Raw genomic sequence first — 23,253 nt, 5'->3', positions numbered from 1 at the left:
GTTTCCGAGCGGAGTATCACCCCCATGTCTCGATCCCAGACCGGCCAGCCGGTGACTCGCAACCCGGATGCCAACCATGAATTGAGCATCCGCGTGCGCGACCTCAGCCTCTGGTATGGCGACGCTCAGGCATTGAAGAGCCTCAACATCGACCTGTACCAGAAGAACGTCACCGCGCTGATCGGCCCGTCGGGCTGCGGCAAATCCACCTTCCTGCGCTGCCTCAACCGCATGAACGATCTGATCCCCGGCGTTCGCGTGGAAGGGCTGGTGGAAATGGACGGTCGCGACGTCAATGCCCCGAAGATGGACGAAGTGGCCCTCAGGCGTCGCGTGGGCATGGTGTTCCAGAAGCCCAACCCGTTTCCCAAGTCGATCTACGAGAACATTGCCTACGCCCCGCGCATGCACGACCTGGTCGGACGCAAGGCCGAGCAGGACGAGCTGGTGGAGCGGGCGCTGCGCGACGCCGGCTTGTGGGAAGAGGTCAAGGACAAGCTGCACCAGCCGGGGACGTCGCTCTCCGGGGGGCAGCAGCAACGCCTGTGCATCGCGCGCGCCATCGCCGTGCAACCCGACGTGATCCTGATGGATGAGCCGACCTCGGCGCTGGATCCCATCTCCACGGCTACTATCGAAGACCTGATGGACAAGCTGAAGAAGCAGTACACCATCGTCACGGTGACCCACAACATGCAGCAGGCCGCACGGGTGGCGGACTACACCGCCTTCTTCCATCTGGGCGAGATCGTTGAATACAACGACACCAAGGCGATGTTCTCCAACCCGGCCACCAAGAAGGCCGAGGACTACATCACCGGGCGATACGGCTGAGGTAAAATGGGGTCAGGCTTCATGACCGCGAGCGTTGACTTGACCCACCTGACCCCGATCCGTCTGTTCAAGTGCCTGAGCGATGAGACCCGACTGCTGGTGACCCTGCTGATCCGGCTCGAGGGCGAGCTCTGCGTGTGCGAAATGACCCATGCGCTCGGAGAGTCCCAGCCGAAGGTCTCGCGGCACTTGGCGCAGCTGCGCGAGTGCGGCCTGTTGCAGGATCGCCGCGATGGGCAGTGGGTCTTCTATCGCCTGGCCGACGAGCTGCCGGCCTGGGCGACAGTGGCCTTGGCCGCTGCCGAAAGTGGTGAGTCTTCCCGCCTGGAGGTGTCGAAGGCTCGCCTGGCGGCCATGGGCAACCGCCCGGAGCGCCGTGAAATCTTCTGCTGATACGCCATTCGCTTCCCTGAATTGTCATCTACGCCTGTTACTCATATAGCGGCGAAGCGGCAGCCATAGGCCGCGCGCCCGATGACAACCACACGCGCGGGGAGCGTATGAACCGATTTAACAGCATTACGGTCAGGCTCAGCTGGTCGCTGGTACTGATCGCCTTCAGTGTACTGATTCTCGGCACCGGCATGCTGGGACTGATCTCCAATCACTCGAGCCGCGATGCGTTCGGCACTCTTGATCGTCTCAACGTGGAGCAGGCCGGGGCGCTCAACCGCACCTATACCAGTGTTCTGCGAGCGCGACTGGAAATGGATCGGGCCGCCGAGCTGATGCGTATGCCTGCCTTCGAGCGGCCGCAGCCGCTGATCGAGCGCGCCAGAGGGCTGCTGAGCGAAGCCGAGCAGGCGTTCGAGACCTTTCTGGGCATCCCGGCCACAGCGGCGCAGTCGACGGAAATCGAGGCGCTGACCGAGCGCTACCGATCACTGGTGAACAGCAATCTTGACCTGCAGATGCAACTGCTCGAGGAGGGGGATCATGCCGGTTATCGTTCGGGACAATCCCGCGTGGGGGAGAGCAGCCAGGCATTCGCGCTGGCGGCCGATGCCTTCCTCGACGATTCCGCTCGGCAAGGCGAGGCGTTGACGTCTCGCTTCGAGCGACTTGCTGACTGGATGGCTCGGGCCATGCTGGCGGCGCTTGCCGTCGCTGCGCTGATGGTGGCCGGCGTCATGTGGGGCGTGACGATCAACGTCATTCGTCCCCTGCGTCGTATCGTCGAGCATTTCCAGCGCATCGCACGGGGCGATCTGTCTCAATCGGTCGAGACCCGGGGCAGCAACGAGATCGGCCAGCTCTATACCGAGCTCGCCACCATGCAGCGTGAGTTGATCGAAACGGTGAGGCACCTGAGCAGCGGCAGTGACGGCGTCTATCAGGGCAGCCGCGACATGGCCGGCCACAACCAGTCGCTGGCGGCCCAAGCCCGACAGCAGGCGGTGGCGCTGGAACAGACCGCCGCGAGTCTGGACCAGCTCACCGCGGCGGTGGCGAGCAACGCCGACAATGCACGACGTGTCGGCGAATCCGCCGATGCCGCCACGCAGCGTGCCCGCGAAGGCGAGGAGGTGATTACCCGCTTCGTTGCCACCATGGAAGAGATTCACGGCCACTCCGAGGAGATCGCGACGATCATCGGGTTGATCGAAAGCATCGCTTTCCAGACCAACATCCTGGCGCTGAACGCCTCCGTCGAGGCGGCTCGCGCCGGCGAGCAGGGGCGTGGGTTCGCCGTGGTCGCCAACGAGGTCCGTGCGCTCGCGTCGCGCAGTGGCGAGGCGGCCCGGGAAATTCGTCAGCGTATCCAGGCCTCTCATGCCAGCGTCGCCGAAGGTAACGCGCTATCGCAGCGTGCCGCCGAGCGCACCCGCGAGTTCATCGAGGCGATCGAGCGCGTCGACGCCCTCATGGGGCATATCGTGCGGGCCTCCGATGAGCAGCGACTGGGGATCGAGGAAGTGAATGCCGCCATGGCGCAGATCGAGCGCGCCACGCAAGATAGCAGCCGGCTGGTGGAGTATGCCGTCGATGGAGCGCACGAGCTCGAGAGGCAATCGCTGCGCATGCGGGAACAGGCTCGTCGCTTCGCATTGCCACTCGGTGCACCGCGGAATGCCGGCGATGGGCAGGCCACTGTCATGAGCGAGTCGGCTCGGGACGAGGCGAAGGAAGGCACTGTCAGCGACCTCCTTGCGTCTCCTCGCATGGCGCAGCAGCGTCCGGCGCAACGCGTGCTGGAGCCGGCGTAGCGCTCAGCCCTGGCGGGCCGGGGCGGATGCGGGGTGGGCCGGGTCGGCGAGACCGAGCAGCGACCAGAGACCCAGGAGCGGCCCCGGCAGCAGCCACCACAGGACCCAGGTGCCTTGTAGCGACCATAGCGTAGTGGTCAACGAGATGGCGGGAATCGTCAGGGCGAAACCCACCGCATTCATCACGGCCAGCGTTGAGCCGACGCGCTCACGCGGCGCCGTGGCCGCTGCCAGGGCCGAGAACTGGGGGGAATCGGCGATCACCGTGAGACCCCACAGGAATAGCAGTGCCAGCAACAGGCCGGGCGGTGCCCAGGCAAGCAAGGGGTAGGCGAGGCAAATGGCACCGGAAGCCGAGAGTGCCCGGCGAGCCACCCACAGGCTGCCCAGGCGGCGGCTGAGTGCGCCGCCTCCCACGCAGCCGATCAGGCCCAGCGCGATGATACCGAACGACAGCCAGGCGACCAGGTCGGTCGATGCCGCGAGCCGCTCGATTTCGCGCATGACCAGGAAGGGGGTGAGCATCCACAGAGCATAGAGTTCCCAGCAATGGCCGAAGTAGCCGCCGGCCACGGCCCGGAAACGCCGCTCGCCGAGGGCGGCGAGGCCTTCCGCCAGGCGTACCCGGCCGGCGGGCGGCGGCAGATGCGGGCCATCGCCCAGGAAGTTGATCATGGCGCCGCCCAGCAGCGCCAGCGTCGAGGCGCCCAGCAGCGGCCACTCCCAGGGGAGTTGCAGGGTGGAGCCGCGCAGCAGGTGGGGCAGGGCGGTGCCCAGGGTCAGCATGCCCACCAGCCAGGCCAACGCCGCCCCGGTATGCCTGGGAGTCCAGCCGATCACCAGCTTCATGCCCAGGGGGTAGATGCCGGCCAGACAGAGGCCGGTCGCAAAGCGAAACGCTAGCGCCGGTACCGCCTGATCGGCCACCAGGACGAAGCCGGCGTTGACGAGCGCGCCCAGCAGGCAGGAGATGGCGAAGATACGGCTGGCGCGGAAGCGATCGGCGAGGCCGGTCACGGCGATCCCCAGGGTGCCGGCAATGAACCCCGCCTGCACGGTCAAGGTCAATCGGCCCAGATCGACCTCGGTTAGGCCCAGGTCGAGCGAGAGCGCCAGGCCCACGCCATTCACGCTGAACCACAGCGAGGTGCCGCAGAGCTGGGCCAGGACGATGACGACGAGAGGGTGGCGCTGCCACATGGATGCGTTCATTGCGTCATCCTTACCGCAGCCGTGCCGCGGTGCAAGCCGTCATTCGTCGTGTCCTTCAGCCCTCTATAGTCAGGAAATCGAGAAAGACGGTAGTGGCGCTGGCTGTCACAAATTACATGTTGGATTTGTATATATGTAATTCCATATATTGTGCAACCTGATCATGACCAAGCAGCGAGTGTTTTTTCTGTGCAATGCCAATTCCGCCCGCTCCCTGATGGGGGAAGCGCTACTCCGGCACAAATCTGATCACTATTTTCGCGAGCCGCTAACCCTCTCTACCGGCTCGGCGTGGAGTCATTCAAATGGAAGCGAAACCATGGCGCTGCGAGCAACGACCGCGACAGCAGGATGTATGGGAGAGGTCCTCAAGGCTTTTCTATTGCTGGGCCTGACTTCCTTTGGTGGCCCTGTTGCCCATCTCGGCTACTTTCGCACAGAGTTCGTGGCGCGACGTAAATGGTTGGACGAGCAGGCATATGCCGACCTGGTGGCGCTATGTCAATTCTTGCCTGGCCCGGCCAGCAGCCAAGTGGGGTTCGCCCTCGGGTTGCTGCGTGCCGGCCCTTGGGGGGCTGCCGCCGCGTGGCTGGCATTCACTTTGCCCTCAGCCCTCATATTGATGCTGTTCGCCCATGGCGCTGCGGTAATGGAGGGCCCGGTGGGGAGGGGTATCATTCATGGTCTCAAAATTGTGGCCGTCGCCATCGTCGCGCATGCGGTATGGGGCATGGCACGGAACCTATGTCCAGACCGGCAGCGGGCTACCATTGCTCTGGTGGCGGCACTGATCGTGATGCTGGTAAGCGGTCCACTGGGCCAGGTGGCGGCTATCGTGGCAGGCGCGCTGGCCGGCATGTGGTGGTGTCGCGGGCATTCGGTGAGCGGCGCGAACCATCGGCATTTTTCCGTCTCGCGCACTGCCGGTGGTGTTGCCCTAACGCTTTTCGTGGTTTTCCTGGGCGGTCTGCCGCTTTTGACTTGGATCACCGGGAGCCAGACGCTGGACGTGATCGATGCTTTCTATCGCGCCGGGGCGCTGGTATTCGGCGGTGGCCATGTCGTGCTGCCGTTACTCGAGGCCGAAGTGGTGCAGTCCGACTGGGTGAGCTCGGACGCCTTTCTGACCGGCTATGGTGCGGCCCAGGCGGTCCCCGGTCCGCTTTTCACCTTCGCCGCTTATCTTGGTGCCGTATTAGATACAGTGCCAAATGGCTTGACCGGCGCGACCATTGCGCTACTGGCCATATTCCTGCCGGGGATGTTGCTGTTGGTTGGAATCTTGCCGTTCTGGAACACTTTTCGCCAACTGGCTGGCGCCCAGGCCTTGATGCGGGGTGCCAACGCCGCCGTTGTCGGTATATTGGGCGCCGCGTTGTACCAACCCGTGTGGACGAGCGCCATTCTCGGCCCCTACGACTTCGCGCTGGCACTGACGGGCTTTGGACTGCTGACCGTCTGGAAATTGCCGGCCTGGGCCGTGGTGATGTTAGTGGGTTCGGGAGGACTCACGATCAGCTTGATGACGACAGGTCTTTGAAGGGAAATAAACCAGACGGATGGCAGCGTCAGTACCTATCGAAGCAATGGTGCCGTCGCCGGGGTTCGGACAATTCCAGTCGATCCTGAAAAAGGCTTGGCGGTTCGTCAGCTTAGGCAGACGCGCAATAATAGACAGCACCACCATACGAAGAGAAGGCGCTCGAAGAGGCCCATGCCCTCGGTAGAAGATGGGGATTGGGTATATTGAGGAACCGTCATGAGGAGCATTCCTGGCGAGGCAAAGTAGCCTTCGGTGATGCGTCATATATCTCAATCATGAGAATGTCTCATCCATTAGCAGTTGCATTACGCTGCTGCGCAACTCGTCTGGCTGCGGCGTGGCAAGCTTATTCGTCTACCTCTCCTTTCACACAACGGGAGAAACTCCTTGACCCGTGACATGTTGCGCCTGGATGCGCTCGCCATCGGCACACTTGATGCGATCGATCTGGAAATCGGGTTGGGCGAGATCGTCTGTCTCTCAGGTGCCAGCGGTTCCGGCAAGAGCCGTCTGCTGCGCGCCGTGGCCGACCTGGAGCCCCACGATGGGGAGGTATGGCTGGACCGGCAGGCCCAGTCGGCGACGCCGGGGCATGTATGGCGACGACAGGTGATGCTGGTACCGGCCGAAAGCCACTGGTGGGCCGAGCGGGTAGGGGATCACCTGCCGACTCCGAGCGATGAGGATCTCGCCGCGCTGGGGTTCGAGCCCGAGGTGCTGGAGTGGGAAGTGGCGCGCCTTTCAACGGGGGAGAAGCAGCGCCTGGCGCTGCTGCGTGCCGTCGCTCGCGAGCCGCATGCGCTGCTGCTCGATGAGCCTACTGCCAACCTGGATGACGCCACGGCGCAGGGCGTCGAGGCCTGGCTGACCGAGCGCGTACGGAAACGTGGCTGGCCGACGCTATGGGTCGCTCACGACCGGGCGCAGATTCGCCGGGTGTCGGATCGCCACCTGCATATCGACACGGGTCGCCTGAGGGCGAGAGAGGTCGGCTCATGAATGTGATTGTGCTGAGCTGGTGGCAACTGGCGCTGGCGGCATCGATGGTGGTGGCGCTTGCCGGCTGTACCGCGCTGGCGCGCCTGGGCATGAGCCGCAGTCTGCTCGTCGCGGCGCTGCGTACTGTCATTCAGCTGGCGCTGGTCGGTGTGGTGCTGGAGGTGCTGTTCGCCGCCGAACGGCTGGTCTGGGTCGCGCTGATGGCGTTGGTCATGCTGTTGATCGCCGGGCGCGAAACAATGGCACGCCAGAAGCGCCGCTTGCTGGGCGGCTGGGCCTTCGGCATCGGCACGCTGTCGATGTTCTTCTCTTCGTTCACGGTGACGATCCTGACCCTGACCGTGATCATCGGCCCCGATCCCTGGTATCGGCCCCAGTACGCCATCCCGTTGCTGGGTATGATGCTCGGTAACACCATGACAGGGGTGGCCTTGGCGCTGGATCGCTTGACCGATACCGCCTGGCGACAGCGCGACGTGATCGAGAGCCGCCTGATGCTTGGCCAGCCGTGGCGTGAAGCCATCGGCGACATTCGGCGGGAGGCGATGCGCAGCGGCCTGATGCCGATGATCAACGCCATGGCCGCCGCTGGTGTGGTCAGCCTGCCGGGCATGATGACCGGCCAGATACTCGCCGGCACCGCGCCGGCACTGGCGGTGAAATACCAGATCCTGATCATGTTCACTATCACGCTGGGGACCGGCTTCGGTACCCTGGCTGCGGTGGCGGCGGGCAGTCGACGGCTGTTCGACTCGCGCGAGAGGCTGCGTCTAGATCGGCTTTCCCTACCCCGCTCATGAAGACACCCGCTTCCGGAGGAAGCGGGTGTCGCCTACGGCTCTATGACTTTCAGTCGATCAGTTCCACCGCTACCGCCGTGGCCTCGCCGCCCCCGATGCAGAGGCTTGCGATGCCGCGCTTGCCGCCCTTGGTGCGCAGGGCGTGGATCAGGGTGGCGATGACACGCGAGCCGGTGGAGCCGATAGGGTGACCCTGGGCACAGGCGCCGCCGAAGACGTTGACCTTGCCGTGCGGGATGTCGAGTCCGTCCATGGCCAGCAGGGTAACCACGGCGAAGGCCTCGTTGATCTCGAACAGGTCGACGTCGTTCACGCCCCAGCCGAGCTTCTTCATCAGCTTATCGATGGCGCCCACCGGTGCGATGGTGAACTCGCTGGGGTGCTGGGAATGGGTGCTGTGACCGAGCATGCGGGCCAGCGGCTTGGCGCCGAGCCGGTCGGCCGCAGCCTGGCTCGACAGGATCAAGGCCGAGGCGCCGTCGGAGATCGAGCTGGAGTTGGCAGCGGTGATTGTCCCGTCCTTGGCGAAGGCGGGGCGCAGCGAACGGATCTTGTCGAGCTTGGCCTGGAACGGCTGCTCGTCGTGCTCGACCACGCTTTCCCCCTGGCGACCGGTGACGGTGACCGGCGCCATCTCGGCCTTCAGCTGGCCAGCGTTGGTAGCTTCCATGGCGCGTTCCAGCGAGGCAATGGCAAAGTCGTCCAGGCGCTCGCGCGAATAGCCACGTTCGGTGGCGATATCCTGGGCGAAGACACCCATCAGCTTGCCGGTTTCGGCGTCTTCCAGGCCGTCGAGGAACATGTGGTCCTTCAGTTCGCCGTGGCCCAGGCGGTAGCCGGTGCGTGCTTTGGCCAGCACGTGCGGCGCGTTGGACATCGACTCCATGCCGCCCGCCAGGATCACGTCGCCACTGCCGGCGCGAATCAGGTCATGTGCCATCATGGTGGCCTTCATGCCCGAGCCGCACAGCTTGTTGATGGTAGTGGCACCGATGCCGTCCGGAATGCCGGCCTGGCGCATCGCCTGGCGGGCCGGACCCTGCTTGACACCCGCAGGCAGCACGCAGCCCAGGATGCCTTCATTAATGCTCGACGCCTCGATGCCGGCGCGCTCGATGGCGGCGCGAATCGCCGTGGCGGCGAGTTCGGGAGCCGTAAGGCTGGACAGGCTGCCCAACATTCCACCCATCGGGGTGCGGGCGGCGGAAAGGAAAACGATATCGGTGGGGCTGCTCATGGCATCTCTCCTGACTTGTGGTTGTCGGCGTGAGGACGGCGAGGCCGGGGGCTTCGCTGCGTACCTGCCGTTGGCGGGAATGCGCCCGCGCCGCGTTGACCTGTCGGCGTCGCTGTGTTCTTCTCAAGATCAACCAAGCAAGCGCTAGTGTAAACCCGATGAATGCCGTTAACGAGTCCCCACGCCGCAAGGAATTGACCCGTCTGGCTGCCCAATTGTTCGTTCAGGAGGGCTTCGACCGGACCACGGTGCGCATGCTCGCCCAGGAGATGGGCATCAAATCCGGGAGTCTTTTCCATCACTTTCGCGACAAGCAGGAAATCCTCGCCGCGGTGATCGAAGAGGGTACCCAGAACGCCCTGAGTCTTGCCCGTCAAGCGCTCGAGAACTGTGGCGATTCGGCGCGCGAACGCCTGCACGCCATGGCCCGGGCCCACCTGGAAACCCTGCTGACCGATCGCAACGCTCATGTGGTGGCACTCTACGAGTGGCGGCGGCTCGATGCTGCGGCTCGCGACCATCTCAGCCACCTGCGCGATGCCTACGAAACCCTCTGGGAGCAGGTCATCGACGAGGCGCTCGAGGCCGGGCTTGTCCACGGCGATCGTTTTCTGGTCTCGCGCTTCGTCATGGGCGCGCTGAATTGGACGGTGCGCTGGTACGACCCCGAGGGAGCGCGCAAGCCGGAGGACCTCGCCCATGAGTTGGTCGCCATGATCGCGCCTGCCACTCAACGGACGGCAGCGGAGTCGACCAAGGTCTAGCCCTCGGTTTTCCTTCTGGGGGTTGCCCTGCCCCGCCTTTGCTTCTAGCTTGTACCGAGCGCTTGCTAGGTTGACGCTTACGTCAACTACCTCTAAGCAGAGAGAACGAATCGCGAGCCGGCTACGGCATGACGCCGACCGACGACGGGTTCCTTACAACAAGCACAAACCGGTACAAGAGGGCAGTCCAGCCATGAGCACCCATACCCTTCCCGAGTATTCCGCCTACCTCGAGCGGTTCTCCATCGACGATGTCATCGCCCGACTCGACGACCATGGCGACGCCAAGTTCAACGCTTACGAATCCTGCTGCGGTCGTCATCTGCGTGCCGGACGAGGCGAGGTACTCGCGCTGGTGCACGAGGATGGCCACGGCAACGTCAATCGTATGACCTACGCCGAACTCGAGGCCGAGAGTGCCAGGCTGGCAGGCTGGTTCGCCGAGCGTGGCCTGGGCGTGGGGGATCGCATCGCCTGCATGTTGCCGCGCTCACCGGAGCTGTTGGTGGCGGTGCTGGCCACCTGGCGCATCGGCGCGGTCTACCAGCCGCTGTTCACCGCCTTCGGTCCCGATGCCGTGGATTATCGCCTGGGGCGTGCCGATACCAAGCTGGTGATTACCGATCACGCCAATCGCTTCAAGTTCGACGGTTTGACTCAATGCCCGCCGGTGCTTGCCGTGGGTGGCCCTGGTGAAGGCCACGATTCCGACCTGGACTGGGCCGAAGCAATGGCTCATTCGCCCATCCAGGCCACGCCGCCGCGACTGGGTCGCGACGAGCCCTTCCTGCAGATGTTCACCTCCGGCACTGTGGGCAAGCCCAAGGGCGTGGCGGTACCGCTCTACGGCATGCCGGCCTTCGCACTCTACATGGAACTCGCCATCGACCTGCGCGAGAGCGACCGCTTCTGGAACATGGCCGACCCGGGTTGGGCCTACGGCCTCTACTACGCCATCGCCGGGCCGCTGCTGCTGGGCGTGACCACCCATTTCTGCGAGGCGGGCTTCAGTGCGGAAGGGGCGCTGGAGTTCATGCGCCGGCACCGCATCACCAATTTCGCCGCTGCGCCCACCGCCTATCGTCTCATGAAGGCCTCGGGCCTGTTCGACAATGCCCATGAGACGCTCGAGCTTCGTGTGGCCAGCTCCGCCGGCGAGCCGCTCAATACCGAAGTGGTGACCTGGGTCGAGCGTTCGCTGGGCTGCCCGGTCATGGATCACTATGGCCAGACCGAGACCGGCATGACCTGCTGCAACCACCACGCCCTGGAACATCCCAAGCACATCGGCGCCATGGGCGTACCGATGCCGGGCTATCGGCTGGCCATCCTCGATGCCGAATACAACGAGCTGCCTCCGGGTGAGCCGGGCGTGCTGGCGGTGGACATCGCGCGCTCGCCGGCGCACTTCTTCGCCGGCTACACCTGGCAGGAGAAGCATCCGTTCGCCAACGGCTACTACCTGACCGGCGACGTGGTGATCCGCAACGAGGACGGCACCTTCCAGTTCGCCGGGCGCGACGATGACATCATTACCACTGCAGGCTATCGCGTGGGACCCACCGACGTGGAGAACACCGTGATGACCCATCCGGCGGTGGCCGAATCCGCCGCGGTGGGCCAGCCCGACGAAATCCGTGGCGAGATCATCAAGTCCTATATCGTGCTGCGCGACGGCTTCGAAGCCAGCGATGCGCTTGCCGACGAAATCCGCCAGCGGGTGCGCGAGCGTCTCTCTACCCACGCCTTCCCGCGGGTGATCGAGTTCGTCGACACCCTGCCCAAGACGCCCAGCGGCAAGATCCAGCGCTTCAAGCTGCGCGCCGACGCCGCCGAGAAGGCGGAAGCCGGTGCGTCGGCAGCGAAATGAACCGGGAGAACCCATAGATGCAAGTGAAGGACCGTACGTTTCTGATTACAGGCGCCGCCTCCGGCCTGGGGGCGGCCACCGCCGAGCGCATCGTCGCCGGCGGTGGCCGGGTGGTGCTGTGCGACCTCAGCGATGCCGTCGAGGCGCATGCCGAAAAGCTGGGTGACGCTGCCCGCGCAGTGCGCGGCGACGTCACCTCGGCCGATGACATGCAGGCGGCGGTCGATGCGGCCGTGGCGCTCGACGGCGAGGGTGGTCTGGCCGGCGTGGTGCACTGCGCCGGAGTGGTGAGCGTGGCCAAGCTGGTCGATCGCGAGGGCAACCCCGCCGACCTCGATGCCTATGCCCGCACCGTACAGATCAACCTGGTCGGTACCTTCAACGTCATGCGTCTGGCGGCGGCGGCCATGGCCCGGAACGCGCCGGGCGAGGATGGCGAGCGCGGGGTGATCGTCAATACCGCTTCCATCGCCGCCTTCGACGGCCAGGTAGGGCAGTGCGCCTACAGCGCTTCCAAAGCCGGCGTGGTGGGCATGAGCTTGCCGGCGGCGCGCGAGCTGTCGCGTCATGGCGTGCGTGTCATGGCCATCGCGCCCGGCGTGTTCCAGACACCCATGATGAGCGAGATTCCCGACGAGGCGGCCAAGGCGCTGGCTGCCGCGGTGCCGTTTCCCAAACGCCTGGGCCTGCCCGATGAGTTTGCGCGGCTGGCCGAGCAGATCATCACCAATCCCATGCTCAACGGTGAGGTGATCCGTCTGGATGGCGGCATTCGCATGCAATGAACGGCAGCGGGCTTGGCAGTGACTGGCTGGCACGCTACGTTACCGTGCACGAGAAAACGGGGGTTCGCGCATGGCCAGCCAGGACACTACCTGCTCCGAGCTACGGCTCGATCAGCAGCTCTGCTTCACGCTGTACTCCACATCGCTGTTGATGACCAAGTTCTACAAGCCCCTGCTCAAGGGGCTTGGCCTGACTTACCCGCAATATCTCGTCCTGCTGACACTATGGGAGGAGGATGGGCTCAGTGCCGGAGCCATTAGTCGACGGCTGAGAACCGACACCGGTTCGCTGACGCCGGTCTTCAAGCGGCTGGCGACGGAGGGGCTATTGCAGCGCGTACGCAGCGATGAAGACGAAAGAGTCGTGGAGATGTTTCTCACCGAGCAGGGCAGGGCGCTGCAGCAACGGGCCCGGGAGATTCCCGACTGCGTGGTGATGGCCAGCGGTCAGTCCTGCGACGAGCTGGAGGAATTGAAGGCGCGCCTCGAGGCGCTGCGCGACAGACTGCAGGACGCCATACCCTGAAAACACCGGCCGCCTGCCATGATTATGGCGTGGCCCTGCCGGTACCCTGGCTTCCCTTTATCCTGCTCATCGATCGCTGCCCAGCCCTGGTAGCTCGGGGCTCGATCAGCGCTTCAGCCGCAGTCTCGGTCCATGACGAAGCCGCTCCGATCGCGCTGACTGCGTGCCATTCACTTCTGTCGAATATATGAACTGGGCGGTTTGCTATAAACTTCCTTGTGCACAATATTCTCCCAGACTAATTAGTTTAGCGCTAAAAAGTTGGGCGCTTGAAGCGATCGGTCTTTGAGCGGCGTTCCTCCGCGACCAGCCCTACCTCCGCGCGAGGAACGCGATTGAAGCCGAGCGACAACACCGCAAGCCACGGTCCGTTCACTGCGGCTGGAAGCGGCATGAAAATTGAAACGGGCGCTTGACTCGACACGTCTTGCGGGCTAGTTTCAAACACATGTTTGAAAGCGGTCGCTGACTTCACGCGCCCGAACTCAAGCGACCCCTTGAGTTGTAACGTTCCCTAATGTGTAGCGACCCTCTGTGGCGACTTTCTGTGGAGAGTAGAGATGCCCGACTATCAGGCCCCCCTGCGTGATCTGCGCTTCGTGATGGATGAGATGCTGGATTTCCCTGCCCACTACGCCCGTCTGCCGGCTGGCGAGGAAGCCTCTCCCGACGTGGTGGCCGCGATCCTCGAAGAGGGAGCACGCTTCTCTCGCGAGGTGCTGTTGCCGCTGAACCAGAGCGGCGATCAGGAGGGGTGTTTGCTTGAGGGTGGTGAGGTCAAGGCACCCAAGGGCTTCAGGGACGCGTATCGGCAGTACGTCGAAGGCGGCTGGCCGAGCCTGGCTGCCGAGCCCGCCCACGGTGGCCAGGGACTGCCCCACTCGCTGGCCTTGGTGCTCAACGAGATGATCTGCTCTACCAATCTGGCCTGGGGCATGTACCCCGGCCTGTCACATGGCGCCGCCGACGCCCTGCGTCACCATGGCACCGAGGAACAGCAGGCCACCTACCTGACCAAGCTGGTCGAGGGCGTGTGGACCGGCACCATGTGCCTGACCGAGCCGCACTGTGGCACCGACCTGGGCCTGATCAAGACCCGTGCCGTACCGACCGCCGACGGCGCCTTCGAACTCACCGGCACCAAGATCTTCATCTCTGCCGGCGACCACGACCTGGCTGAGAACATCGTCCACCTGGTGCTGGCCAAGCTGCCGGATGCGCCCGAAGGCTCCAAGGGCATCTCGCTGTTCGTGGTGCCGAAGTTCCTGCCCGATGCCAACGGCAATCCCGGCGAGCGCAACGGTGTGGCCTGTGGTTCGCTCGAACACAAGATGGGCATCCACGGCAACGCCACTTGCGTGATGAACTTCGACGCCGCTCGCGGCTTTCTCGTTGGCCCGCCCAACAAGGGTCTGGCCTGCATGTTCACCATGATGAATGCCGCTCGTCTGGGGGTGGGCATCCAAGGGTTGGGCCTGACCGAGGCGAGCTTCCAGAACGCCCTGGCATATGCCCGCGATCGCCTTCAGATGCGCGCGCTGTCGGGACCCAAGGCGCCCGAGAAGCCCGCCGACCCGATCATCGTTCACCCCGACGTGCGACGCATGCTGCTGACCCAGAAGGCTTTCGCCGAGGGTGGCCGCATGCTGGTGCTCTATACCGCCCAACTGCTCGACCTGGTCGAGCACGGCCAGGATGCCGCCGAGTGCGAGCGTGCCGAAATCCTGCTCGGCCTGCTGACACCGATCGTCAAGGCGTTCCTCACCGAGGTGGGCTTCGAGGCCACCAACGAAGGGGTGCAGGTCTTCGGCGGGCATGGCTTCATCCAGGAGTGGGGCATGGAGCAGCTGGTCCGCGATTCGCGTATTACGCGCCTCTATGAGGGCACCACCGGCATCCAGGCCCTCGACCTGCTGGGACGCAAGGTGTTGATGAGCCAGGGTGAAAGCCTCAAGCTCTTCACCAAGGAGATCCACAAGTTCTGCAAGGCGGAAGAGGGTAGCCCCGAGCTGGTGGAATTCGTCAGCCCGCTGGCCAAGCTCAACGCCGAGTGGGGCGAGCTGACCATGGGCATCGGCATGAAGGCCATGAACGATCGCGAGGAGGTGGGCGCGGCCAGCGTCGACTACCTCATGTATTCCGGCTATGTGACCTTGGCCTACCTTTTCGCTCGGGCGGTCAAGCAGGCCCGCTCGGCCTTGGCCGCGGGCAGCGACGATGCAGCCTTCTACGAGGCCAAGATCAAGACCGCACGCTTCTATTTTCAGCGCTTGCTGCCGCGCACGCAGGCGCACGCGCGCGCCCTGCAGGCCGGCGCCGAGTCATTGATGGCGCTTTCACCGGAGGACTTCGGACTCGGCTTCGAGATCTGACGGCAGCCGAGCATCTCTCTCGGTCGGACGACCGATCGGTGGTTTGCGGCGGGCCTTGCCCGCCGCTTTTTTTGTTACCGCACTTGTTGCTCACCGCACTGGGTTGGCCCGCTTTCCCACGTTTTGTTCATCGCCCATGTTGCGCCCACGTCGGTCGGTTCAGGCATCGCAAAGGCTGCGTTGCGCCGATTCCGGTTCGATCCCGTTGCCCGAGGGGAGCGCGGCGTCATTGTCGAGCAGCCAAGCTATCAGGTCGCGCTCGGTGCGGAGGCGTTGGGTATAGCGGGTGAGCATGTGATAGCCACCGGGATAGAGCGCCATGCGGACGCCTTCGTGCCGTGGCAGGCGTTTGAGCAGGGCACAGAACGCTTCGGCCGGTACCACCTCGTCCGTATCTCCGTACATCACCAGCGTCGGTGACGGCAGTTGCGAGGCCGCCGCGAGCGCTTCGTCCATGGCCTGGGTCAGGCCATGGAGCGTATCGACCCGTGCGCTGCGTAGAATCAGCGGATCCTTGGCCAGCTTGCGCTTGATCCACGCGTCGTCGGTAGGCTCGATGCCCAGGCGATGCGCGTTGCTCACCGAGAACGTCGCCTGAGGAATCAGCCGCACTCCGAGCCATAGGCCGAGACGCTGGTACCAGGGCATGGTGCTCCGGGACCAGGTGGCCGGAGCGATCAGCACGCTGCCGTCGACGGGAGGCGGATCGGGCGTGGTCATGGCGAGAATTGCGATCGCGCCACCCATGCTTTTGCCCACCAGGTAGAGCGGCGTGTCGGGATATCTCGCGCGCAGCTGGCGTGCCAGCAGCGTTGCGTCCCTGCGCATGCGCTCGTGCCCGGCCCACACCCGGCGCTGCTCGGTGGTGCCGAAGCCGCGCTGATCGTAGGCGTAGACTTCGATGCCGTGGGGCGAGAGGGCTCGGGCGAGCACGTCGAAGCTGCCGGCGTGGTCATTGAAGCCATGTACTGCCAGCACTACGGCGTTGCGGTTTCCTTCAGCGGGCCAGTGGCGCAGCGGGAGGCGATAGCCATCGTCAGCGACGAAATGGAAATCCGCCAGGCGGGGCTCGGTCGCGCTCGGCCCCGGCGATTGCAGGGCGGGGGCGGCACACCCCAGCAGCGGCAGCAGCCAGACCAACCCGATGAGCCGGATCCAGCGGCATCTCATACCAGCGGAGGATAGCCCAGCGCGACGCGAATCCGGTCGACATGCCGTGCCACCCAGGACGGATCGATAGGGCCCCAGTCGACGATCGCATAGCGGCCGCTATTGTGACGCTCACCCGGCGTGGGTCGAAACTCGCAGCGCACGTCCAGTTCTTCCAACGCCTTGAGCGTATCCTGCGCGGTGCGCCGAGGCATGCCGGTGGCCTCGACGAGAGCCGGCACGCTGGCGATGCCATGCTCGATCAGGTGGGCCAGGTAGAGGCGTCGGTAGAAGCTGGACTGTGTCTTGCTGAGTGTCATGCGGATTTTCCTGGAATCGGGGCGCAGCCGACAGCATAGCGTCCGCCGCCGGGCAATCTCCATCTCGACCTGTCCTGTGTTTGGCGTCGCCATCTCCTACAGTGAAGGAGCGACCCTGGAACCGAGAGAGGAAGGAGAGCGATGACGACCAAGCAAATGGAAGTGAGCAAGCAGGAGCTGAAAGAACAGGTTGGGCGCTGCATGTTCGGCGAGCGTCTGGTGGTCGAACGCGAAGGCAAGCGCTTCTCGGCACGTGTGCAGCACGTCGGGGTCACCGGAGTGAAGGTCGTCCCCGAAACCAATCTGCTGGAGCACGAGGGAGAACCGGGCGACATCAACGGCGTCACCGTCTCCTACGACGACATTCGCGAGGTCGAGGTGGGTGACGTCAACTACCAGCTGAAGTAGCGGCGCTACTCGTCTCGCTCGGCGTGCGAGGCGAGTCGCTCCAGTGCATGCTTGAGTCTTGGATCGTCGACGTCGGCAGCGCAAGCGGATATCTCGTCGGCGGCCGGGGCCGGGAGCCGGCGAACCTGGCGAAGGGGTGCCTTGACGGGGCGCACCGGCCGCACCTTGAGGGTGAAGCCGCTTACCGGAGCGAACTCGGGCAGGCGATGCAGCAGTTCGAGCAAGCGGGGCTGTTCGTAGCGCAGCCAGGTCAGCCATACGGCGCGATCGGTGAGCAACGTCAGCTTGCCATCACGAAATCCGCCGACGAAAACATGATCGCGAACTTCTTCGGGCAGGTGGTCGCGCAGGTGCTGCTGGGCATGGGCGATCGACTTCGCGATGCGCATCAGCGGAGCCAGTTCGCCGCGGCCATCGAGCAGGCGCGACATGGGCTGGGCTCGTGAACGCTTAACCTTTATACTCATGGGCTTGTTTCTCGGGGCGGAAGCCTTGTCCGGATGACAGCGGGCAGGCCGGATGACACCGTCTGCCTCGGAACGTACTGACCGGCGTTCACCGCCGGCGCCCGACATGTCACAGCCTATCACGCTCGGAGTTCGTCGACAGCATGACCGCCGCCCCGATCACGCACCAGCGCACCGACAGCCCGCCCTCGGGGGCGGTGACACGCTGTCGATTGCGTTCGCGCTGGTGGCTGGCGGGTCTGTTGGTGAGCTGTCTGTTGCCGGCGGGGCTGTCCCAGGCGGAAACGCTGCGGCTCGCCGAGCGGGTGGTGCAGACCTGCATTCTCGCCCCGACGATGATGCGTGCGCGCTGCCGCTACGTGGCCCGCCGGCGCGCTTCGTCCCACTGGCCGCCGCGTCGCTTGTCCGTTTGGGCGCATCGGACGCGTCCTCCACGTCGACCTCGTCCGTTTCGTGCCCGCTGGGCGGCTGCGCATGACGTCCTGACGCGCCGTGGCCCGCCCGGCGCGTGTCGCTTCCCCTGAATCACGATAGCGCCGGCGGGGCTGGCATGGGCCAGCCTTTTGCGTCGGCTGAATGCGACACGCAGAGATGGACATCTCATGATCAATACATTGTTACGCAAGGTCGTCGGCTCCAAGAACGACCGCGAAGTCAAGCGCATGCAGCGCCAGGTGGCGCAGATCAATACGCTGGAACCGCAATTCGAAACGCTAGATGACGACGCTCTCAAGGCGCGCACCGAGGAGTTTCGCGAACGACTGGCCAACGGTGAGAGCCTCGACGCCCTGCTGCCGGAGGCCTTCGCCACCGTGCGCGAAGCCAGCAAGCGCGTAATGGGTATGCGCCACTTCGATGTGCAGATGATCGGCGGCATGACACTGCATCGCGGGCGCATCGCCGAAATGAAGACCGGCGAAGGCAAGACCCTGGTCGCCACTCTGGCGGTCTATCTCAACGCACTGCCCGGCAACGGCGTTCACGTGGTCACGGTTAACGACTACCTGGCGCGTCGCGATGCCGAGTGGATGCGGCCACTCTACGAGTTCCTGGGGCTTTCGGTCGGCATCATCTTTGCCGGACAGAGCGGCGAGCAGAAGCGCGCCGCCTATGCCTGCGACATCACCTACGGCACCAACAACGAGTACGGCTTCGACTACCTGCGGGACAACATGGCCTTCTCCCTGGAGGACAAGGTCCAGCGCAGCCTCAGCTTTGCCATCGTCGACGAGGTGGACTCGATCCTGATCGACGAGGCGCGCACGCCGCTGATCATCTCCGGTGCCGTGGACGAGAATACCGAGCTGTACAAGGTGGTGGACCGGCTCGCGACTCACCTGGTCAAGGGTGAGGTCTCGGAGGACCCCGAGGCGCCGGTCAGCGGTGACTTCGTGCTCGAAGAGAAGCACAAGCAGGTCGAGATCACCGAAGCCGGCCACCACAAGGTGGAGGAGCTGATGCGCGCCGAGGGACTGCTGGGGGAGGACGATTCGCTCTACGCCGCGCAGAACCTCAACCTGCTGCATCACATGCATTCGGCCCTGCGTGCACGCCACCTCTACCATCGCGACGTCGACTATATCGTCGTCGACAACCAGGTTGTGATTGTCGACGAGCACACCGGTCGCACCATGCCCGGACGCCGTTGGTCCGAGGGGCTTCATCAGGCCGTGGAAGCCAAGGAGGGCGTGCCGGTGCAGCGCGAGAGTCAGACGCTGGCCTCGACCACCTTCCAGAACTACTTCCGTCTGTATGACAAGCTGGCCGGGATGACCGGTACCGCCGATACCGAGGCCTTCGAGTTCCGCCAGATCTACGGCCTCGACGTGGTGGTGATTCCCACCAACCGGCCGCTGATTCGACGTGACCTCAACGATCTCGTCTATCTCTCGGCGGAGGAGAAGTTCGAGGCCATCATTCAGGACGTCAAGGAGCAGACCGAGGCAGGGCGTCCGGTGCTGGTGGGTACCGCGTCCATCGAGACCTCGGAGTACCTGGCCGGGCTGATGAAGAAGGAGGGGCTCGGCTTCAACGTGCTCAATGCCAAGCAGCACCAGAGCGAGGCCGAGATTATCGCCCAGGCGGGGCGCCCCGGAGCCATCACCATCGCCACCAACATGGCCGGTCGCGGTACCGATATCGTGCTGGGCGGCAACTGGGAGGCCGAGGCGGCCAAGCTGGAAAACCCCACCGAGGAGCAGCTCGAGCGGCTGCGCGAGGAGTGGCGCGAGCGCCACGAAGCGGTACTCGCTGCGGGGGGGCTGCACGTGGTCGGTTCCGAGCGCCACGAGTCGCGGCGTATCGACAACCAGCTGCGCGGCCGCGCCGGGCGTCAGGGCGACCCGGGTTCGACGCGCTTCTTCCTGTCCATGGAAGACAGTCTGATGCGGCTGTTCGGCTCCGACCGCGTGCAGCGCATGATGAAGGCGCTGGGGCTGGAGCGTGGCGAGGCCATCGAACACAAGATGGTGACCAACGCCGTCGAGCGCGCGCAGAAGAAGGTTGAGAGTCGCAACTTCGATATCCGCAAACAGCTCCTCGAGTACGATGATGTAGCCAACGATCAGCGCCGCGTGATCTATGAGCAGCGCAACGAGATCCTGGCGGCCGACGACGTCTCGGCCAATGTGATAGGCATTCGCGAAGAGGTGCTCGACCAGGCGATCAGCGAGTTCGTGCCGCCCCAGAGCCTGCCGGAACAGTGGGAACTGGCCGGGCTGCAGGAGCACCTGAAAACCGAATTCAATCTCGATGTGCCGGTGGTGGGTTGGGCCGAGCAGGACGAGCGTTTCAGCGAGGAGCAGCTGCGCGAACGCCTGCAGGAAATGCATCGCAACATCTATCGAGAAAAGGTGGAAACCGCGGGCTCCGAACTGATGCGCCGCTTCGAGAAGCAGATCATGCTGCAAGTGCTCGATACGCGTTGGAAGGAGCACTTGCAGTCGATGGATCACCTGCGTCGGGGCATCCACCTGCGCGGCTATGCGCAGAAGAACCCCAAGCAGGAGTACAAGCGCGAAGCCTTCGAGCTGTTCCAGGCCCTGCTGACTAATATCAAGGCCGATATCACCCGCATCACAAGCCACGTGCACGTGCGCAAGCCGGAGGAGGTCGACGAACTGGAGCGGCAGCGTCGGGAGGCGCTGGAGCGCGAAAAGGCCGCCGCGGCCAGTCGTCACGATGCCCCCGAGCTCGACGAGCAGGAGGCGGGCGGCCAGCGGCCGGCGGCGGCGACCGCCGAAGGTCGCCCGGTGCGTCGCGAGGGTCCCAAGGTGGGGCGCAACGATCCCTGCCCGTGTGGCTCGGGGAAGAAATACAAGCAGTGCTGCGGTCAGCTGAGCTGATTCAAATGCCGGAGCGAATCTTGGACTCCTGCGCTCCGTGCGCCTTGCGCTTCATCTGGGGCTCCGCTCGGCAATTTGAACGTCCCAAATAAATGAGGAGTAAGCTTTCCATGGCAGTGGGTGATACACATTTTCCGGCGATGCCGGTCATCGAGGGGCTGCGCCTGGGCACTGCCATGGCGGGTATCAAGAAGCCGGGACGGCGTGATCTGGTTGTGGTCGAGATTCCCGCGGGAGCTCGGGTGGCGGGTAGCTTCACCCTCAATGCCTTCTGCGCCGCGCCGGTCACGCTGGCCAAGTCGAATCTGGCAGCATGCCAGGCGAGAGGCGAAGCGCCGCGCTACCTTGTGGTCAACACGGGAAATGCCAACGCCGGCACCGGTGAGGCCGGCCTGCGCGACGCTCGGGCTACCTGCGCCGAGCTGGCCAGGCTCGGCGGCGTGACCGAGGAGGGTGTGCTGCCGTTCTCCACCGGTGTGATCGGCGAGCCGCTGCCGATGGAGCGCTTGCTGAGTGGCCTTCCGGCTGCGCTGGAGTCGCTGGATGCCAGCGACGCGGCGTGGCGCCAGGCCGGGGAGGGAATTCTCACTACCGATACCCGGCCCAAGGGGGCAAGTGTGACGCTGGAGCTGGGCGATCGCACGGTCACCATCAACGGCATCAGCAAGGGTTCGGGCATGATCAAGCCCAACATGGCGACCATGCTGGCCTTCGTCGCCACCGATGCCGACATCGAGCAGACCCTGCTCGATACGCTACTGCGCGAGACGGTGGATCGCTCGTTCAACTGCATCACGGTGGACGGCGACACCTCGACCAACGACGCTTGCATGCTGATCGCCACCGGGCGTGGGGCGCAGGTGGTCGATGACGAGGAGGTTGCGGTCTTTCGCAACGGGCTGCAGCGGGTCATGACCGAGCTGGCCCAGGCGATCGTGCGCGACGGCGAGGGCGCCACCAAGTTCGTGACGCTGCAGGTCGTCGACGCCGCGAGCCGCGAAGAAGCGCTGGATGTCGCCTTCACCGTGGCGCACTCGCCGCTGGTCAAGACCGCCCTGTATGCCTCCGACGCCAACTGGGGGCGCATCCTGGCCGCGGTGGGCCGGGCGCCGCTTGCCGATTTCGATGTCGCGCGGGTGACCATCGACTTGGGCGACGTGCGTCTGGTGGAACACGGCGGGCGCGCTGCCGGCTATACCGAAGAGCAGGGTAGCCGGGTCATGGGGCAAGAGGAGATCACCATTCGCATTGCGCTGGGGCGCGGCGAGGAGGGAGCCACGGTGTGGACCACCGACCTGTCCCACGACTACGTCAGTATCAATGCCGACTATCGCAGCTAGGCAGCATGGGTGCGGCCTGAGCCAGAAGAACACGACCCTGCGCCGAGTAACTGGCGCAGGACAAGCGGGTAGGAGTCAATGAACGTAATGGTGAAGAGAAGGGTGCACGTGGCGGCGGCCGCCATCATCAGCGGTGACGGCAAGAAGGCGCTGATTGCCCGCCGTCCGTCCAACGTCGACCATGGCGGGCTGTGGGAATTTCCCGGTGGCAAGTTGGCGCCCTACGAGACGGGGCTGGAAGGCCTCAAGCGTGAGCTCCATGAGGAGCTAGGGGTGGAGATCAAGCGTGCCCAGCCGTTGATTCGGATCCACCACGAGTATCCCGACAAGCATATTCTGCTCGATGTCTGGCAAGTTCACGAATTCAGCGGCGAGCCGTTCGGTCGTGAAGGGCAGGCAGTACGCTGGGTACCGCTCGACGAACTGGTCGCTTACCCGTTCCCGGCTGCCAATCTTCCGATTCTGCAGGCGGTCATGCTGCCGACCGAGTATTTGATTACCGGCGAGGAGCGTGACGAAGGAGTATTCGACGCCTGCCTGTTGCGGGCACTGGAGCAGGATGGGGTGCGCCTGGTGCAGTTGCGAGACAAGGCCCTCGACGAAGCCTCCTACCTCGCCCGCGCCGAGCGGGCGCTGGCGTTGTGCCGGAAGTTCGGCGCGCGCCTGCTGCTCAACGGTGAGCCCGGGTGGCTGGAGCATGTCGATGCCGATGGCATTCACCTCACCAGCGAACGGCTGATGGGGCTCGAGCGTCGGCCCATCTCGGAGACCAAGTGGCTGGCAGCATCCACCCACGATCAACAGCAGCTTGGCCAGGCGGCCCGGATCGGCTGTGATTTCGTCACCCTGTCACCGCTGCGTACCACGCCGTCGCACCCCGAGGTCGCGCCGATGGGCTGGCACGACTTCCAGCAACTGGTGGAATGTGCCGCTATGCCGGTCTTCGCGCTGGGTGGCATGACCCGTCATGACGCCAACCACGCCCGCGCCGTCGGTGCCCAGGGCATCGCCTCGATCCGCGATTTCTGGAAAGCGCCGGGCGCCTGAACCTCTCCGAAAGCAGAAACCCACCGGGG

At 64.6% G+C, this 23,253-nt stretch carries 21 protein-coding genes; 15 read left to right on the top strand and 6 right to left on the bottom strand.

The genetic code is table 11. The annotated features are described in order from the left end of the window. The first annotated feature begins 24 nt into the window (after positions 1–24). The 3 genes from pstB to CYJ07_RS03905 all read left to right on the top strand — a co-directional run bounded on the left by pstB (position 25) and on the right by CYJ07_RS03905 (position 3,041). A complete protein-coding gene (gene pstB, locus CYJ07_RS03915) occupies positions 25–834 on the top strand; it encodes a phosphate ABC transporter ATP-binding protein PstB (protein ID WP_104202385.1) in 810 nt (269 codons plus the stop codon). Between the two features lie 21 nt (positions 835–855). Next, positions 856–1,227, top strand: a complete 372-nt coding sequence (locus CYJ07_RS03910) for a metalloregulator ArsR/SmtB family transcription factor (RefSeq protein WP_269320535.1) — start codon at positions 856–858, stop codon at positions 1,225–1,227. Between the two features lie 107 nt (positions 1,228–1,334). Further along, positions 1,335–3,041 (top strand): methyl-accepting chemotaxis protein, encoded by a 1,707-nt coding sequence (locus tag CYJ07_RS03905; protein ID WP_104202384.1) that lies wholly within the window; start codon positions 1,335–1,337, stop codon positions 3,039–3,041. Between the two features lie 3 nt (positions 3,042–3,044). On the opposite strand, the gene CYJ07_RS03900 is transcribed toward CYJ07_RS03905, so the two are convergent. Beyond that, the gene (locus tag CYJ07_RS03900; protein ID WP_104202383.1) at positions 3,045–4,253 is read right to left on the bottom strand and encodes an MFS transporter; all 1,209 of its coding nucleotides are present in this window, start codon (positions 4,251–4,253) and stop codon (positions 3,045–3,047) included. Between the two features lie 319 nt (positions 4,254–4,572). Between CYJ07_RS03900 and chrA the strand changes: the two genes are divergently transcribed. From chrA to CYJ07_RS03885, 3 genes are all read left to right on the top strand, one after another. Beyond that, positions 4,573–5,793, top strand: a complete 1,221-nt coding sequence (gene chrA, locus CYJ07_RS03895) for a chromate efflux transporter (protein ID WP_104202382.1) — start codon at positions 4,573–4,575, stop codon at positions 5,791–5,793. Between the two features lie 390 nt (positions 5,794–6,183). Beyond that, positions 6,184–6,795, top strand: a complete 612-nt coding sequence (locus CYJ07_RS03890) for an ABC transporter ATP-binding protein (protein ID WP_231489528.1) — start codon at positions 6,184–6,186, stop codon at positions 6,793–6,795. Further along, complete coding sequence (locus CYJ07_RS03885; RefSeq protein WP_104202380.1) at positions 6,792–7,595, top strand: ABC transporter permease; 804 nt, start codon at positions 6,792–6,794, stop codon at positions 7,593–7,595. The genes CYJ07_RS03890 and CYJ07_RS03885 overlap by 4 nt, the downstream gene beginning before the upstream one ends. A 49-nt stretch (positions 7,596–7,644) precedes the next feature. Here the strand turns inward: CYJ07_RS03885 and CYJ07_RS03880 are convergent, their stop codons facing one another. Continuing rightward, positions 7,645–8,832, bottom strand: a complete 1,188-nt coding sequence (locus tag CYJ07_RS03880) for an acetyl-CoA C-acyltransferase (RefSeq protein WP_104202379.1) — start codon at positions 8,830–8,832, stop codon at positions 7,645–7,647. A gap of 158 nt (positions 8,833–8,990) precedes the next feature. Between CYJ07_RS03880 and CYJ07_RS03875 the strand changes: the two genes are divergently transcribed. From CYJ07_RS03875 to CYJ07_RS03855, 5 genes are all read left to right on the top strand, one after another. Beyond that, positions 8,991–9,596: a TetR/AcrR family transcriptional regulator gene (locus CYJ07_RS03875; RefSeq protein ID WP_104202378.1), complete on the top strand. Its 606-nt coding sequence runs from the start codon at positions 8,991–8,993 to the stop codon at positions 9,594–9,596. 193 nt (positions 9,597–9,789) lie between these two features. Beyond that, a complete protein-coding gene (locus CYJ07_RS03870; RefSeq protein WP_104202377.1) occupies positions 9,790–11,466 on the top strand; it encodes an AMP-binding protein in 1,677 nt (558 codons plus the stop codon). Between the two features lie 17 nt (positions 11,467–11,483). Continuing rightward, entirely contained in the window at positions 11,484–12,251 is a 768-nt protein-coding gene (locus CYJ07_RS03865; protein WP_104202376.1) for an SDR family NAD(P)-dependent oxidoreductase, read from the top strand. Positions 12,252–12,321: 70 nt separating this feature from the next. After that, positions 12,322–12,777 carry a MarR family winged helix-turn-helix transcriptional regulator gene (locus CYJ07_RS03860; RefSeq protein ID WP_104202375.1) on the top strand — a complete coding sequence of 152 codons (456 nt, stop codon included), beginning with the start codon at positions 12,322–12,324 and terminating at the stop codon, positions 12,775–12,777. Positions 12,778–13,337: 560 nt separating this feature from the next. Then, entirely contained in the window at positions 13,338–15,149 is a 1,812-nt protein-coding gene (locus tag CYJ07_RS03855) for an acyl-CoA dehydrogenase C-terminal domain-containing protein (protein WP_104202374.1), read from the top strand. A gap of 159 nt (positions 15,150–15,308) precedes the next feature. Here the strand turns inward: CYJ07_RS03855 and CYJ07_RS03850 are convergent, their stop codons facing one another. Then, positions 15,309–16,319 carry an alpha/beta hydrolase gene (locus CYJ07_RS03850; RefSeq protein WP_104202373.1) on the bottom strand — a complete coding sequence of 337 codons (1,011 nt, stop codon included), beginning with the start codon at positions 16,317–16,319 and terminating at the stop codon, positions 15,309–15,311. Next, positions 16,316–16,618, bottom strand: coding sequence for a winged helix-turn-helix domain-containing protein (locus CYJ07_RS03845; protein ID WP_104202372.1), 303 nt, complete (start codon positions 16,616–16,618; stop codon positions 16,316–16,318). The genes CYJ07_RS03850 and CYJ07_RS03845 overlap by 4 nt, the downstream gene beginning before the upstream one ends. Before the next feature lie 141 nt (positions 16,619–16,759). Between CYJ07_RS03845 and CYJ07_RS03840 the strand changes: the two genes are divergently transcribed. Further along, positions 16,760–17,026: a hypothetical protein gene (locus CYJ07_RS03840; RefSeq protein ID WP_104202371.1), complete on the top strand. Its 267-nt coding sequence runs from the start codon at positions 16,760–16,762 to the stop codon at positions 17,024–17,026. Between the two features lie 5 nt (positions 17,027–17,031). Here the strand turns inward: CYJ07_RS03840 and CYJ07_RS03835 are convergent, their stop codons facing one another. Together CYJ07_RS03835 and CYJ07_RS03830 are read right to left on the bottom strand one after the other, a co-directional pair. Next, on the bottom strand, positions 17,032–17,457 hold the full coding sequence (locus CYJ07_RS03835; protein WP_104202370.1) for a DUF721 domain-containing protein: 426 nt from the start codon (positions 17,455–17,457) through the stop codon (positions 17,032–17,034). 145 nt (positions 17,458–17,602) lie between these two features. Continuing rightward, entirely contained in the window at positions 17,603–17,815 is a 213-nt protein-coding gene (locus CYJ07_RS03830) for a hypothetical protein (protein WP_104202369.1), read from the bottom strand. A 280-nt stretch (positions 17,816–18,095) separates the two neighbouring features. On the opposite strand from CYJ07_RS03830, the gene secA reads away from it, so the two are divergent. The 3 genes from secA (at position 18,096) to CYJ07_RS03815 (ending at position 23,224) form a co-directional block, all read left to right on the top strand. Beyond that, complete coding sequence (secA, locus tag CYJ07_RS03825) at positions 18,096–20,837, top strand: preprotein translocase subunit SecA (RefSeq protein ID WP_104202368.1); 2,742 nt, start codon at positions 18,096–18,098, stop codon at positions 20,835–20,837. A 110-nt stretch (positions 20,838–20,947) separates the two neighbouring features. Then, positions 20,948–22,177, top strand: coding sequence for a bifunctional glutamate N-acetyltransferase/amino-acid acetyltransferase ArgJ (argJ, locus tag CYJ07_RS03820; protein WP_104202367.1), 1,230 nt, complete (start codon positions 20,948–20,950; stop codon positions 22,175–22,177). Between the two features lie 87 nt (positions 22,178–22,264). After that, positions 22,265–23,224, top strand: a complete 960-nt coding sequence (locus CYJ07_RS03815) for a Nudix family hydrolase (RefSeq protein WP_104202366.1) — start codon at positions 22,265–22,267, stop codon at positions 23,222–23,224. Positions 23,225–23,253: the final 29 nt, after the last annotated feature.

It is taken from the genome of Billgrantia saliphila (assembly GCF_002930105.1).
Lineage (GTDB): Bacteria > Pseudomonadota > Gammaproteobacteria > Pseudomonadales > Halomonadaceae > Halomonas > Halomonas saliphila.
Note: the sequence above shows the minus strand (reverse complement) of the source record. Positions and strands in the feature narration are given on the sequence as shown.

Bases quoted from the DNA above. Each gene is read 5' to 3' on its own strand.
- pstB (WP_104202385.1), top strand. From the start codon at position 25: ATGTCTCGATCCCAGACCGGCCAGCCGGTGACTCGCAACCCGGATGCC.
- CYJ07_RS03910 (WP_269320535.1), top strand. From the start codon at position 856: ATGACCGCGAGCGTTGACTTGACCCACCTGACCCCGATCCGTCTGTTC.
- CYJ07_RS03905 (WP_104202384.1), top strand. From the start codon at position 1,335: ATGAACCGATTTAACAGCATTACGGTCAGGCTCAGCTGGTCGCTGGTA.
- CYJ07_RS03900 (WP_104202383.1), bottom strand. From the start codon at position 4,253: ATGAACGCATCCATGTGGCAGCGCCACCCTCTCGTCGTCATCGTCCTG.
- chrA (WP_104202382.1), top strand. From the start codon at position 4,573: ATGGCGCTGCGAGCAACGACCGCGACAGCAGGATGTATGGGAGAGGTC.
- CYJ07_RS03885 (WP_104202380.1), top strand. From the start codon at position 6,792: ATGAATGTGATTGTGCTGAGCTGGTGGCAACTGGCGCTGGCGGCATCG.
- CYJ07_RS03880 (WP_104202379.1), bottom strand. From the start codon at position 8,832: ATGAGCAGCCCCACCGATATCGTTTTCCTTTCCGCCGCCCGCACCCCG.
- CYJ07_RS03875 (WP_104202378.1), top strand. From the start codon at position 8,991: ATGAATGCCGTTAACGAGTCCCCACGCCGCAAGGAATTGACCCGTCTG.
- CYJ07_RS03870 (WP_104202377.1), top strand. From the start codon at position 9,790: ATGAGCACCCATACCCTTCCCGAGTATTCCGCCTACCTCGAGCGGTTC.
- CYJ07_RS03865 (WP_104202376.1), top strand. From the start codon at position 11,484: ATGCAAGTGAAGGACCGTACGTTTCTGATTACAGGCGCCGCCTCCGGC.
- CYJ07_RS03860 (WP_104202375.1), top strand. From the start codon at position 12,322: ATGGCCAGCCAGGACACTACCTGCTCCGAGCTACGGCTCGATCAGCAG.
- CYJ07_RS03855 (WP_104202374.1), top strand. From the start codon at position 13,338: ATGCCCGACTATCAGGCCCCCCTGCGTGATCTGCGCTTCGTGATGGAT.
- CYJ07_RS03850 (WP_104202373.1), bottom strand. From the start codon at position 16,319: ATGAGATGCCGCTGGATCCGGCTCATCGGGTTGGTCTGGCTGCTGCCG.
- CYJ07_RS03845 (WP_104202372.1), bottom strand. From the start codon at position 16,618: ATGACACTCAGCAAGACACAGTCCAGCTTCTACCGACGCCTCTACCTG.
- CYJ07_RS03840 (WP_104202371.1), top strand. From the start codon at position 16,760: ATGACGACCAAGCAAATGGAAGTGAGCAAGCAGGAGCTGAAAGAACAG.
- CYJ07_RS03835 (WP_104202370.1), bottom strand. From the start codon at position 17,457: ATGTCGCGCCTGCTCGATGGCCGCGGCGAACTGGCTCCGCTGATGCGC.
- CYJ07_RS03830 (WP_104202369.1), bottom strand. From the start codon at position 17,815: ATGCAGGTCTGCACCACCCGCTCGGCGAGCCGCAGCGTTTCCGCCTGG.
- secA (WP_104202368.1), top strand. From the start codon at position 18,096: ATGATCAATACATTGTTACGCAAGGTCGTCGGCTCCAAGAACGACCGC.
- argJ (WP_104202367.1), top strand. From the start codon at position 20,948: ATGGCAGTGGGTGATACACATTTTCCGGCGATGCCGGTCATCGAGGGG.
- CYJ07_RS03815 (WP_104202366.1), top strand. From the start codon at position 22,265: ATGGTGAAGAGAAGGGTGCACGTGGCGGCGGCCGCCATCATCAGCGGT.